The sequence below is a fragment of the Stenotrophomonas sp. YJH_SMC_101-4 genome, assembly GCF_059370395.1.
Map to the genome: position 1 here is coordinate 1 of NZ_JCAFTP010000004.1, position 12994 is coordinate 12994.

Below are 12994 nucleotides of genomic sequence, written 5' to 3' on the forward strand. Positions count from 1 at the left end.
GCCCAGCCCACCCGCCCAGCCCACCCGCCCGGCCCCTGACAGTGTCCGTGGCCATCACCGCAGGAAAAGAAAAAAGAAGAGCAAGAGCAAGAGCAAAGGCAACAGCCGCGCGCTGATGGTTGGGGTCGGATCCGTTTTCCACAGGAAAACGGATCCGACCCCTTCTTGTTTTCCGATACACCTGATCCACGCGTGGCGTGGATCTACTGCCGTCACCGGGAAATTGTCGGAGGCGGGGAGGGGGCCGATGGCGGGACCGTCCACGGCATGGATGCCGTGGCCGAGCCTACAGGGACGTACTTGCGGCGTGTCCCGCCATCGCCCCCCTCCCCGCCAGACCCTCAGAGTCCCAGAGCCGCTTTTGCTGTTGCCGTTGCTTGAAAGAAGCGGTGCAGCCGCAGGCTGCAAAACCCCCTCAATCCTGATCGTGCGCGCGCGCTGCCTCCGCCTGGGTCTCCTCCTGCGCCGCCATCTCGCGTGCGATCCACGCATCGATCATGTGCCGCTGGCGCTGCGCCTGCCGCCGCTCACGCGTGTACTCCTGGTCCAGCACCCGGTACAGCGACACCATCACAAGAAGCATCAGCAGCGCGAACGGCAGCGCTGCGATGGTGATCATGCCCTGCAGCGCCTCCAGCCCGCCTGCCAACAGCAAGGAACCCGCCACCAGCGCAATGCCGACACCCCACGCCACTTTGTGCTTGCGCAATGGCTCGCCAGCGTCGTCCGTGGACATGCTGGCCAGTACCAGTACCGCAGAATCAGCCGAGGTCACGAAGAAGATCATCAGCAGCACCAACGCGATGCTCGACAGAAGAAGAGGCAACGGAAGGCTGTCGAACATGGTGAACAGCACTGTCTCGTAGCCGTTGCCCAGCGCCTGCAGCAGGTCGGCCTGGCCGAAGATCTGCATCCAGATGGCGGTGCCGCCGAACACCGAGAACCAGAAGAAACCCAGCAGCGTCGGCGCCAACACCACGCCGATCACGAACTCCCGAACACTGCGGCCTCGCGAGATGCGCGCGATGAACGAGCCCACGAACGGTGCCCAGGAAATCCACCAGGCCCAGTAGAAGATCGTCCAGTCGGCCACCCAGGTGCTGGACGAGAACGGCGACATGCGCAGGCTCATCGTCACCAGCTGATTGAGATAGGAGCCCAGCGTGGTGGTGAAGGTATTGAAGATCGCGCCAGTCGGGCCGAGCACCAGCACCAGTGCCAACAGCAGCGCCGCCAGTGCAAGGTTGAAGTTGGACAGCCATTTCATGCCGCGGCCGACGCCGCTGAGCGTGGACACCATGTACAGTACGAAAGCCACTGCGATGATGGTCAGCTGCAGCGGCACGCCCGCCTGCACGCCGAACACGCGTTCCACGCCGGCCGCGATCTGTACCGTGCCGAAGCCCAGTGCTGTAGCCACGCCAACCGCGGTGGCGACGACCGCGGAGATGTTGACCATATGCCCGATCCAGCCACGATGGTGACGGCCGATGATCGGTTGCAACATATCGCTGATCTGGCCACGGCCGTTGCGGTTGAACTGGAACCAGGCCATTGCCAGGCCGATCAGCGCATAGATGGCCCACGGGTGCAGGCCCCAATGGAAGAATACGTAGCGCATGGCAGCACGCGCAGCGTCCATGCTTTCAGGTGCCAGCCCTTCCGGTGGTTTGCTGAAATGCGAAATGGGCTCGGCGGCGCCCCAGAACACCAGGCCGATGCCCATGCCGGCGGCGAACAGCATCGACATCCAGCTGGCCCGCGAAAATTCCGGTTCGGCGTCTTCGCCACCGATGCGCAGGTTGCCGAAGCGGCCGAAGGCCAGGTACATCAGGAATACCAGGGCCAGGAACACGACCAGCAGGTAGAGCCAGCCGATGCCGCGGATGAGTTCGCCGAGGATGCTCTGCACCACGGTATTGAAGGGGCCGGGTGCAACACCGGCGAGCAGCACCAGCAGCAGAACCAGTGCAATGGAAACGCGAAACACCATGAAGGGGCTTCTCCGATCAAGGGATTGAGGGGAGCGAGCAGAGCTTGCTGCGAGGGGCCGGCGACATGCAGCACAGACCGGGCAGGGGCCGCGAAGGCGACGAGGAAACACCGGCCGCAGCGGCACGATGCGCGTGCACGTTACTGAATGCGATGTCACGGTTCTGTTAATACAGAAACAGCGGATCCACGCCGTGCGTGGATGGAACAGCCAGGAGCTGCGGTGCGTTCTATGGTCTAATGCGCACCAAGAAGCGGGGGTACCGCGGCCATGTGGCCACGGTTGAGACAGTCCCTTGGAACCTGATCCGGCTCATACCGGCGTAGGGAAGCTTTGCAGTGCAGCCATGCCCGGACTCCGCCCAAGGACCGTCCGGGAGCGGCAGCAGTGCGCCGCCGCTTCGTCCCTGACCTTCCTGGACGATGCCCGATGAACGCACAGCTCTCTGCCCTGCAGCAACAGGCCAAGCAACTCTCCGAATCCGTGACCCGGCCCATCCCCGGCTCGCGCAAGATCCACGTGCCCGGCTCACGTCCGGATCTGCAGGTACCGATGCGCGAGATCGCGTTGACCCGCACGCCGACGCTGTTCGGCGGCGAAGAGAACGCACCGGTCACGGTCTACGACACATCGGGCCCGTACACCGATCCGGAGGTGCGCATCGATCTGTCGGCCGGTTTGCCGGAACTGCGCCGCGGCTGGGTGGAAGAGCGCGGTGATACCGAGCAGCTCGAAGGACTGAGTTCTTCGTTCGGCCGCGATCGCGAGCAGGACCCGAAGCTCGATGCGGTGCGCTTTCCCGCGCGCAGCCTGCCACGCCGTGCGCGTGCAGGTGCCAACGTCACCCAGATGCACTACGCGCGCCGTGGCATCATCACGCCGGAGATGGAGTTCGTCGCCATCCGCGAAAACCAGCGCCTGGACGCGATCCGCGATGCCGGCCTGCTGCAGCAGCACCCGGGCGAGGCATTTGGTGCCTCGATCCAGAAGATCATCACACCGGAGTTCGTGCGCGATGAGATCGCACGCGGCCGCGCGGTGCTACCCAACAACATCAACCACCCGGAAAGCGAGCCGATGATCATCGGCCGCAACTTCCTGACCAAGATCAACGCCAACATCGGCAACAGCGCGGTGTCCTCGGGCATTGCCGAGGAAGTGGAGAAACTGGTGTGGGCGATCCGCTGGGGCGGTGACACGGTGATGGACCTGTCCACCGGCAAGCACATCCATGAGACCCGCGAGTGGATCATCCGCAACTCGCCGGTGGCGATCGGTACCGTGCCGATCTACCAGGCGCTGGAGAAGGTCGACGGCCGTGCCGAAGCACTTACCTGGGAGATCTTCCGTGACACGCTGATCGAGCAGGCCGAGCAGGGCGTGGACTACTTCACCATCCACGCTGGCGTGCTGCTGCGCTACGTGCCACTCACCGCCAAGCGCGTGACCGGCATTGTCAGCCGTGGTGGCTCGATCATGGCCAAGTGGTGCCTGGCGCACCACAAGGAGAATTTCCTCTACACGCATTTCGAAGACATCTGCGAGATCATGAAGGCCTATGACGTGACCTTCTCGCTGGGTGACGGCCTGCGCCCGGGCTGCATCGCCGATGCCAACGACGCCGCGCAGTTCGGTGAGCTGGAAACGCTGGGTGAGCTGACGAAGATCGCCTGGAAGCATGATGTGCAGACCATGATCGAAGGCCCCGGCCATGTGCCGATGCAGCTGATCAAGGAGAACATGGACAAGCAGCTGCGCGAGTGCGGCGAGGCGCCGTTCTATACGCTGGGCCCGCTGACCACCGACATCGCGCCGGGCTACGACCACATCACCAGCGCGATCGGTGCGGCGATGATCGGCTGGTTTGGTACCGCCATGCTCTGCTACGTGACGCCGAAGGAACACCTCGGCCTGCCCAATCGCCAGGACGTGCGTGATGGCATCATGGCCTATCGCATCGCCGCGCATGCGGCCGACCTGGCCAAGGGCCATCCGGGCGCGCAGGTGCGCGACAACGCGCTGAGCAAGGCGCGCTTCGAGTTCCGCTGGGAAGACCAGTTCCATCTTGGCCTGGATCCGGAGAAGGCCAAGGAATTCCATGACGAGACGCTGCCGAAGGATGCGCACAAGCTGGCGCACTTCTGCTCGATGTGCGGTCCGCACTTCTGTTCGATGAAGATCACCCAGGACGTGCGCGACTACGCCGAGGCCGGCATGAAGGAGAAGTCGGCGGAGTTCCGCGCGGCCGGTGCCGAGGTCTACCGCCAGGGGTGATGCGGAAGCGGGGGTGCCGGCCAGCGGCCGGCACTACCGCTCATCACGCCGCTCCCGGCTATCCTCGGCCCACCACCCCGGGGAAAGGACGCCATGCCCGTTGCCATCACCACCCGCTGGCTGGCCATTGCCCGCCGTCATCCTTCGGCCTGGCTGCTGGGGGCCCAGTTGATCGCCGTGCTGCTGTACCCCGCGCTGGATGACACCGCTGCGGGCCGCGCGGCGCTGGGAATGTTCGGCATGGCGGTACTGGGCCTGGCGCTGTGGGTGGTCCAGCGCAGCCCGCTGGGCACCTGGCTGGCGCTGCTGCTGGCCATTCCTTCGGTGGTGTTCTCGCTGGCCGGTGCATTGCTGGATCGCAGTGCGCTGCTGACCACCGCGCAGCTGCTGGAAAGCCTGCTGTACTTCTATACGGCCGGTGCACTCATCGCCTACATGCTCCAGGACCATAAAGTCACCCGCGATGAACTGTTCGCGGCAGGTGCGACATTCACGTTGCTGGCCTGGGCCTTCGCGTTTGCTTTCGCCGTGTGCCAGCAGTGGTATCCGGGCAGTTTCCAGGGCACCGGTGGTGGTGCACAGCGCACCTGGATGGAACTGCTTTATCTGAGCTTCAGTTTGCTCTCGGGTGTCGGTTTGAGCGACGTCGTTCCACTGCATCCGCAGGCGCGTGCATTGGTCATGCTGGAGCAGTTTTCAGGCGTGATGTACGTGGCTTTGGTGGTTTCGCGACTGGTCGGATTGACCATGCTGCGGCGCATGTGAAAATGAACGCCAGATAAAAATTTCGCGCCCCGCAGGGCGCGAATGGTGCAGCAAATTATGTGAATGCGTCGGCGAGAGAGAGCCTGGATGTCGACCACGCGATAGGCGAGGTAACCCGCATAGGCTAGTATTCGCCCGCTTCATTGTTTTTGCGGTATGCGCCGATGCTTTGTGCGGAGTCTGGCTTTTTGCTGTTCCCAGGACGGGAGGGTATCGAAGGCAAACGCTGCCCCGGACCTGTCTCTACTGTGTAGCGGAAAATGAACAGCAGTGAAAACCAGCCCCCCGGATTCGATCGGATCCGGATCGGAGAGTGCACTGTCACTCTGTCCTCGCGAGAAGTCGAGGTCGTCGGTGCGCGTCGCCCGCGTCGGCTGACGCCGAAGGCGCTGGGCGTGCTGCGTGTACTGCTGCGCCAGCCCGGGCGTGTTGTCACCCGCGATGAACTGTTCGCGGAAGTCTGGCCGGACACGCTGCCGACCAATGATGTGCTTACCCAGGCCGTCACCCAGCTGCGCAAGGCGTTCAGCAACGACGACGACAACGGCCAGGCCTATATCGAGACCATCGCCAAGACCGGCTATCGCCTGCTGGTGCCGGTGCAGGTACTGGACGATGTCGAGCCGGCACCGTCCTCAGAAGCCGATGACGGAATCGCGGACGTGCAACCGGTGATGGGCATCGCCGAGGAGAGGCCGGCACACGTGCAGGCATCGCGCCGCCGCTGGCGCCATGTCCGCCGGCGCGTGCTGCTGGTGCTGGGCGTGCTGATGCTGGCCACGGTGGTGGTGCTGGCCGCGCTGCTGCTGCGGCGGGCACCGGCCAGCAGTTCAGCGGTGGATGCGGCCGTGGAGAACGGCACGCGCGTGATCGGCAGCCCGCAGCGTCCCTATCGGTTGATCACCGCAACCAGCGGTTTTGAAACCTATCCCACGCTTTCACCCGATGGTTCGTTGGTGGCCTATGAAGGCGCCAACGAAGACGGGCAAGGGGGTGGGGCGATCAAGGTGCAGACCTCCGGCAACGCGCCAGCGCGGCAGCTGCTGGCTCCGCCGGCCGGCTCGGTTGACCGCTTCCCGAGCTGGTCGCCGGATGGACGCGAGATTGCCTTCGCGCGGTTCAGCAACAACGGCGGCTGCCAGGTGCTGATCGCCAGCGCGACCGGTGGTGCCCTGCGCCAGGCCACGCGGTGCGATGGCACCGAGCTGCTCAGTTTCGACTGGACGCCGGACGGCCGTGGCCTGGTGTTCGGCAGCATGGTGGGGCGCTATGCCCATCGGGGCATCCGCAAGCTCGATCTGGCCAGTGGCCAATGGGAGGCGCTGGACTACGGTGTTGCCGAGGATGACTTCGACTATGCGCCGCGCTACTCGCCTGATGGCAAGTGGCTGGTGTTCGTGCGCAATCCGCAGCTGGGCGACCTGTGGCGCATGCCGGCAGCGGGTGGCACGCCCGAGCAGCTGACCAGCGAGGCCGCTGAACTGCGTGGCTGGGCCTGGTTGCGTGATGGCCGGACGATCGTGTTTGGACGCCGTGTCGACAGTGAAGTGCGCCTGTACTACCTGGACGTCGAGAGCCGCACGCTGCGCGATGCCGGGCTCGACGACGCACAGTGGCCGGCCACTGCACGCCGCGCGGGCATGCTGGCCTTCGTCCATCGGCGCGCGCAGTTCGGCATCTTCAAGGTGCCGATGGAGGGCGGCTCGCCGCCGCAGCGCTTGTTTGCGTCCAGTGGCCGGGATGGGCAGCCGATGGCGGCGCCGGATGGACGCCAACTGGTGTTCACGTCCGATCGTTCAGGCAGCTTCGCGCTGTGGTGGGCGGACATGGAGCGCCCCGATTCGCTGCGGCCGATCGAAGGCTTGCGGCCCGAGGCACGTCAGGCACCGGACTGGTCGGCCGACAGCCGGCGGTTGCTGGTGGTGGGGCGCGACGAGCACGGACGCACGGTGGTCTATGAGATCGCCCCACGTGACGAACGCGTCCAGCCGTTGCCTGTCCCGTCGGAGCAGCCGCTGCAGGCACTGTACGGGGCAAGCCCGGACCAGCTGCTGGTGGTCGAGCGCGATGACCAGCAACAGACCCGGCTGAGCCTGTTTGATCGAAGCGTGCAGCCCTGGCGCCGCCTGGCCAGCATCGACGGTGTTTCGCAGGCGCGGTTCGATCGCAGCAGCGGGCGTGTGCTGTTCACCCGCCTGGCCGCAGGAGGCCTGTGGTCGGTGGATGCGGCGTTGGCACCGGCAAGCGTGCAGCAGATCAGCGATGACCGACCCAGCCGGTGGCGGTACCGGGCCTGGACCGTGGCCGGCAGCAACGCGATCGGCTACCTCGGTACGTCCACCCGTTGTGGCACCACACTGGTGCTGATCCAGGCCGGGCGCGAGGAACCGGAACGCTGCCTGGATGCGGAACGCCTCAGTGCCGGCAACGGGCTGAGTGCCGGCGCCGATGGGCGCACGCTGTTCGTGGCAATGGCGGTCAGCGACGGTGCCGACATCGGCGTGATGCGCTTGCCCGAGCGCTCACCGACGCTGCTTCCGGCGTTCTCCAAGTTGTTGTTGTTCAACGGAAATGGGCCTTCGTAATTTCTTCGTGGCGACCTCGCCGCGAATTCGTGGCGATCTCGTCTGACTTTCCTGACGTGGTGCCGCCTTATTTGGCAAAACGGAGGCCTGTACTAGGCAAACCGTGGTGCCCCCATGCGTCAACTCTCGCTGGCCGATCGCGGCCAAACCGTCTCTCTGGACCGGTCGCTCGACGATGCTGCGCCGACCTGCCTGGGCGTGGCCCGGCTCGGCAGCCTGCAGACCGCAGGCAGCAGCTTCACTGTGTGGATGCAGGTGCGCGGCAGCTCCTGGGTGGAAGCCAAGGAAGGACGCTTCCGCTTGCGCCAGGGCGAGTGGATCGCCTTCGAGAAGGAGTCGCGGCCGCTGGTGCAGGCAGGCCGCAACGGCTTGTGCGTTGGCCTGAACCTGACTGTCGAAGCACTGCGCGTGCTGGCCGAGATGGCCGACTGCGGCCTGTACGCCGGGCGTGGCCGCATGAGCCGTGGCGATGCCCGCGTTGCGCTGCGCCTGTGGCGCGATGCGCTGGCCAGTGGCCAGCCGGCACAGGCACTGCGCCCGCTGCTGCTGCATCTGGCGGGCCTGCAGCGTGGGCTGGCCGACAACGTGCAGCGTTGCCCGGGTCGCTCGCGCAGCCGCAAGCGCCAGGTATTCGGCCGCATGCAGCGCGCCCGCCTGTACCTGGAAGGCAACAGCCACCGCGTGGTGCGCATCGGTGAACTGGCCGAGCTGACCAACTTCTCCAGCTGGTATCTCTCCAAGACTTTCCAGAGCCTGTACGAGGAAAGCCCGCAGTCGCTTTCAGCACGTTTGCGCCTGGAACGGGCGGCCGACCTGCTGCGTGACACCGACATGATGGTTGGCGAGGTCGCTGCGGCCAGTGGCTTCGACAACTGCTGCAGCTTCGCGCGTGCGTTCCGCGCCCGCTACGGCCAGTCCGCATCGCGCTTCAGGGAAAACGGCGGCTTGCTGCCGCCACAATCTGCAAAGTCTCCGGTTGGCTCGCGCAAATACAGCGCTGCAACGCAATCGTAACGTGCTGGGGTGTTTTAACACGCTACTAACACGTACCTTGGAGAGAATGATGAACGTTCGTATTCCTGCAGTGCGGCTCGGCTTGTTGCCGGCCGGCATTGCGCTTGCCTTGGCACCGTCTTTCGCTTCGGCGCAGGACGCAGCTGCCGGCGGCACGACCGACCTGGACCGCATTTCGGTCACCGGTTCGCGCATCCGCCAGGCGAGCATGGAAACCGCGCAGCCGGTGATCGCGCTGCAGCGCGCCGACATTGAAAAGCAGGGCTTCACCAGCGTTGCCGACATCGTGCAGAACCTGTCGGCAACCGGCTCGCCGGCGATCAGCCGCGCCGATGCCCTGAGCTCGGGCGAAGAAGTCGGCGGCCAGTACGTCGATCTGCGCGGCCTGGGCCCAGAGCGCACCCTGGTGCTGCTGGACGGCAAGCGCATGGGCGTCAGCACCGGTGGCTACACCGACCTGGCCTCGATCCCGACCTCGGTGGTCGAGCGCATTGAAGTGCTCACCGACGGCGCATCGGCCATCTACGGCTCCGACGCCATCGCCGGCGTGATCAACATCATCACCCGCAAGAACTTCGACGGTCTGGAAGCCAGCGTCTACGGCGGCCAGTACAGCAAGGGCGACGGCGAAAAGCAGGTCTACAACTTCGTCTACGGCCAGACCGGTGAGCGTGGTTCGATCACCTTCGGCGCCGAGTACAGCAAGGAAGATCCGGTCTGGGCGAAGGATCGTGCCTTCAGCCGCTACCCGAACGGCCAGTTCCACCCGAACCCGACCGACGCAGACGCCAACGGCTGGTCGCCGGCATCCAACCACGGCGTGCTGATCGACAGCAATGACAACTGGTACACCCGCGCCAACAATGGCTCGGGCAACACCATGGCCGATTTCCGCGAGTTCGGCACGGCGGACTACACCAATGCCAGCCAGGAAATGTGGCTGCAGAACAAGCTGACCCGTCGTTCGGTGTTCGCCAACGGCAACTACGACTTCACCGACAACATCCGCGGCACCGCGAACGTGCTGTACACCAAGCGTACGGCCACCCAGCAGATTGCCGGCTACCCGTACCAGTCCGAGGTCTATGAGACCCCGCTGTCGGCCAACAGCATCTACAACCCGCTGGGCACGGATGCGAATTTCATCCGTCGCACATCCGAGGTGCCGCGCCAGACCGAGTCCGAGCAGGAGACCTTCCGCTTCTCGGCCGGCCTGGAAGGTTCGTTCGAGTTCGGCGACAAGTTCTGGGATTGGGACGTGGGCTACGTCTACAACCAGAACAAGGGTGTGAAGACCGGCACCGGCAACCTGTTCATCCCGAACGTGCAGAATGCGGTCGGTCCGTCCTTCATGGACGGCGACGTTGCCCGTTGCGGCACCCCGGGCCATGTCATCGCTGGCTGCACCCCGTGGAACCCGCTGGCACCGTACGGCTCGACCGGCAACGGCTCGCTGGCCGATCCGGCCCTGCAGGCTTACCTGTACCTGCCGAGCCACGATACCTATACCAACACCACCAAGGCGTACAGCGCCAACATCGGAGGTTCGCTGTTCTCGCTGCCGGCCGGTGAGCTGGCCATCGCGGCGGGCTACGAGCACCGCGAAGAAAGCGGCGAGTACAACCCGGATGCGCTGCTGCAGTCTGGCCTGAGTACCGACCTGGCCGGCAAGCCGACCAAGGGCAGCTACAAGCTCGACGAGTTCTACGTCGAACTGAACGTGCCGGTGCTGGCCGACATGCCGTTCGCCAAGGAGCTGTCGCTCGACATGGCTGGCCGCTACTCGGACTACAACACCTTCGGCGATACCATCAACAGCAAGTTCGGCCTGAAGTGGAAGCCGATCGACGACCTGTTGGTGCGTGCAACCTACTCGACCGGCTTCCGCGCCCCGAGCATCGCCGACATGTACGGCGGTACCTCGCAGACCTTTGACGCCTACACCGATCCATGTGACAGCAGCTTCGGCTCGGCCGCACGCAACCCCTCGGTGGCGGCAGCCTGCCAGGCGCGTGGCGTTCCGGCCAACTTCCGCCAGATCACTTCCGGCGGTGCACAGTCGACCGGCCCGGGCACCCAGTCCTACAGCGCCTTCGAGTCGGGTTCCAACCCGGAACTGAAGCCGGAAACCTCCAAGACCTGGACCGCCGGCCTGGTGTACAGCCCGAACTTCGTGCAGGGCCTGGACGTCAGCCTCGACTGGTGGAAGATCCGCATCGACAACGTGATCGCCGCCGAGTCGGTAACCTCGATCCTCAACCAGTGCTATGTGCTGGGCGTGGCGTCGGCGTGTGAGCGTTTCGACCGCGGCACCGATGGCCGTACCGCCAACCAGGTGGTCGACGTTACCCGTACCCTGATCAACGGTGGTTACCAGGAAACCGCGGGTTACGATCTGGGCATCAAGTACCGCCTGCCGGAGTTCTCCTTCGGCAAGTTCGTCATCGACTGGAAGACCACCTACGTCGATTACCTGGAGTACAAGCGCGACAACGAAGCCGAGACCCCGGTCGAGCAGCACACCAGCTGGGCGACCGGAGACTGGGGCGCGAACTTCCGCGTCCGCTCGAACCTCAACGTCGACTGGACCTACGGCAACCTGGGCGTGAACTGGGGCGTGCGTTACTACTCGAGCATGAAGGAGCCGTGCTCCTACGATACCGAGTGCAACCTGCCTGACTTCAGCTCGGCCTACACCCTGGCGCAGCCGACCCGCAAGGTGGGTTCGAACACCTTCCACGACGTGCAGGTGCGTTACAACCTGCCGTGGGAAGCCACGGTCTCGCTGGGCGCCAACAACGTGTTCAACCACGAGGGCCCGGTTATGTACAGCCAGCCGAACTCGAGCTTCTCGTACTACGGTGGCTTCGACATCGGTCGTTTCTACTACATGAAGTACACCCAGCGCTTCTGATCCATCGAAGCGTCACAGCAGAAAGAGGAGGGCGGGCCGCAAGGTCCGCCCTTCTTGTTTGTGCGCTGCACCGACTGAGGAGATCCACGCCATGCGTGGATGGTTCTTCAGGCACAACGGAAAAGGCAGGCCATCCGGCCTGCCCTTCATTCCCTGCGAACTCGCGCTGGGCAGTGCCTCAAGCCTCGCTGGGTACCAGTCCCATCAACGCATTGGCATGCTCGCGCCACTGCGGCAGCCTGTTGAGTACACCCGCGCGTTGCAGGTAGTCCTCGTCCACCGGATCGCCATTGACCAGTGCCAGTGCCACGTGCACCGCGCCGGTCACCCAGAAGCTGCGCGTATTGGCACGCTGCGGTTGCAGATGGAACGCGACCGCTTCGATGATCGGCATCGGCAGGCCCCACAGGCCGAGCAGATAGGCACCGGCTTCGGCGTGGCCCGGGCGGGTGTCACCGGCCAGCGACGGTTCGCTGCGCTCGTTGCGCACGCCGGGCAGCAGCAGGCCGATGTCGGCAAGCAGCGCGGCGGTCGCGCCCAGTTCGGCGCTGGATTCGGGCAGCAGGCGTGCCGCCAGCCGCGAGGCGAGCAGGGCGCGCTGCTGTAGTGAATTGCGCTCGGCCGTGGACAGTGTCGGTGCCGAGAACACCTCGCTGGCCAGTACCAGATCGCGCAGCGTCGACAGGCCGAGGCGGGTCACGGCGGTGCGCAGGTCGGCGATGGTGCGGCCCTGGCTGAAGAACGCCGAGTTCGACAGCTGCAGCACCTTGGCCGCGATCGCCGGATCAGCGGCCACCAGCTTGGCGACGTCGGCGCTGTCGGCGTCGTCGTCATGTTCCAGTGCCTGGGTCAGGCTCAGGTACAGGTGCGGCGGCGAGGGCAGCTTCTCGATACGGCCGATGGCGTCGCGCAGGCGAGGGCTGTCCAGCACTTCACGCAGCTCTTCCAGGCTGGTCAGCGCTTCCAGCAACACTTCCGGTGCCAGCGGCAACGGCAGGAAGCGGTGGGCCACGCCGATCAGGCGTGCCGGCGGCGGCCGGTTGCCGTGCTGGGCGTCCACCAGCGCAATGCGGATGGTTTCCGGGCGCAAGGTCCGGATCTGGCCCAGCAGCGTGGTGGCATTGAGATCCGGCAGTTGCGGGCAGACGATCACCGCATCCACGCCCTGCGTGGCCACCGCGGTCATCGCGGTCTGGCCATCGGTGGCGGTCAGCGGCTGCCAGTCTTCCCCAAGATCGGCAATGAATTCGGTCAGCTCAGCCGGCAGGCTGGCTGCATCCCCAACAAGCAGAATACGCACGACACATTCCCCTGGCTGTCTCGACGATGGATGTCGACGACGTGTGAAGTGACGCAATTTACCTAATACGGCGGCAGGAGTGATGTGCCGTCGTCATGAAACGTGACCCGCATCGCTCCGGCGGGGTGCCGCCGGAGCGATCCGGTTCA

Annotated in this window: 7 protein-coding genes and 1 riboswitch; of the genes, 5 read left to right on the top strand and 2 right to left on the bottom strand. The window is 65.0% G+C overall.

Annotated elements, in window-relative coordinates:
* Positions 1 to 415 precede the first annotated feature (415 nt).
* Complete coding sequence (locus AC5P8D_RS14340) at positions 416 to 1993, bottom strand: BCCT family transporter (protein WP_495203427.1); 1578 nt, start codon at positions 1991 to 1993, stop codon at positions 416 to 418.
* Between the two features lie 245 nt (positions 1994 to 2238).
* Positions 2239 to 2340, top strand: a riboswitch (TPP riboswitch).
* An 82-nt stretch (positions 2341 to 2422) separates the two neighbouring features.
* Here AC5P8D_RS14340 and thiC point away from each other — a divergent pair.
* The 5 genes from thiC (at position 2423) to AC5P8D_RS14365 (ending at position 11545) form a co-directional block, all read left to right on the top strand.
* Complete coding sequence (gene thiC, locus AC5P8D_RS14345) at positions 2423 to 4267, top strand: phosphomethylpyrimidine synthase ThiC (RefSeq protein ID WP_495203428.1); 1845 nt, start codon at positions 2423 to 2425, stop codon at positions 4265 to 4267.
* Between the two features lie 93 nt (positions 4268 to 4360).
* Positions 4361 to 5032, top strand: a complete 672-nt coding sequence (locus tag AC5P8D_RS14350; protein WP_010483983.1) for an ion channel — start codon at positions 4361 to 4363, stop codon at positions 5030 to 5032.
* A gap of 260 nt (positions 5033 to 5292) precedes the next feature.
* Positions 5293 to 7617: a winged helix-turn-helix domain-containing protein gene (locus AC5P8D_RS14355; RefSeq protein ID WP_495203429.1), complete on the top strand. Its 2325-nt coding sequence runs from the start codon at positions 5293 to 5295 to the stop codon at positions 7615 to 7617.
* A gap of 114 nt (positions 7618 to 7731) precedes the next feature.
* Positions 7732 to 8631: a helix-turn-helix transcriptional regulator gene (locus AC5P8D_RS14360; protein WP_010483985.1), complete on the top strand. Its 900-nt coding sequence runs from the start codon at positions 7732 to 7734 to the stop codon at positions 8629 to 8631.
* Positions 8632 to 8680: 49 nt separating this feature from the next.
* Positions 8681 to 11545 (top strand): TonB-dependent receptor, encoded by a 2865-nt coding sequence (locus tag AC5P8D_RS14365; protein WP_495203430.1) that lies wholly within the window; start codon positions 8681 to 8683, stop codon positions 11543 to 11545.
* Positions 11546 to 11723: 178 nt separating this feature from the next.
* Here the strand turns inward: AC5P8D_RS14365 and AC5P8D_RS14370 are convergent, their stop codons facing one another.
* Positions 11724 to 12845, bottom strand: a complete 1122-nt coding sequence (locus AC5P8D_RS14370) for an HDOD domain-containing protein (protein ID WP_100446678.1) — start codon at positions 12843 to 12845, stop codon at positions 11724 to 11726.
* Positions 12846 to 12994 lie beyond the last annotated feature (149 nt).

Bases quoted from the DNA above. Each gene is read 5' to 3' on its own strand.
- AC5P8D_RS14340 (WP_495203427.1), bottom strand. From the start codon at position 1,993: ATGGTGTTTCGCGTTTCCATTGCACTGGTTCTGCTGCTGGTGCTGCTC.
- AC5P8D_RS14355 (WP_495203429.1), top strand. From the start codon at position 5,293: ATGAACAGCAGTGAAAACCAGCCCCCCGGATTCGATCGGATCCGGATC.
- AC5P8D_RS14350 (WP_010483983.1), top strand. From the start codon at position 4,361: ATGCCCGTTGCCATCACCACCCGCTGGCTGGCCATTGCCCGCCGTCAT.
- AC5P8D_RS14360 (WP_010483985.1), top strand. From the start codon at position 7,732: ATGCGTCAACTCTCGCTGGCCGATCGCGGCCAAACCGTCTCTCTGGAC.
- AC5P8D_RS14365 (WP_495203430.1), top strand. From the start codon at position 8,681: ATGAACGTTCGTATTCCTGCAGTGCGGCTCGGCTTGTTGCCGGCCGGC.
- thiC (WP_495203428.1), top strand. From the start codon at position 2,423: ATGAACGCACAGCTCTCTGCCCTGCAGCAACAGGCCAAGCAACTCTCC.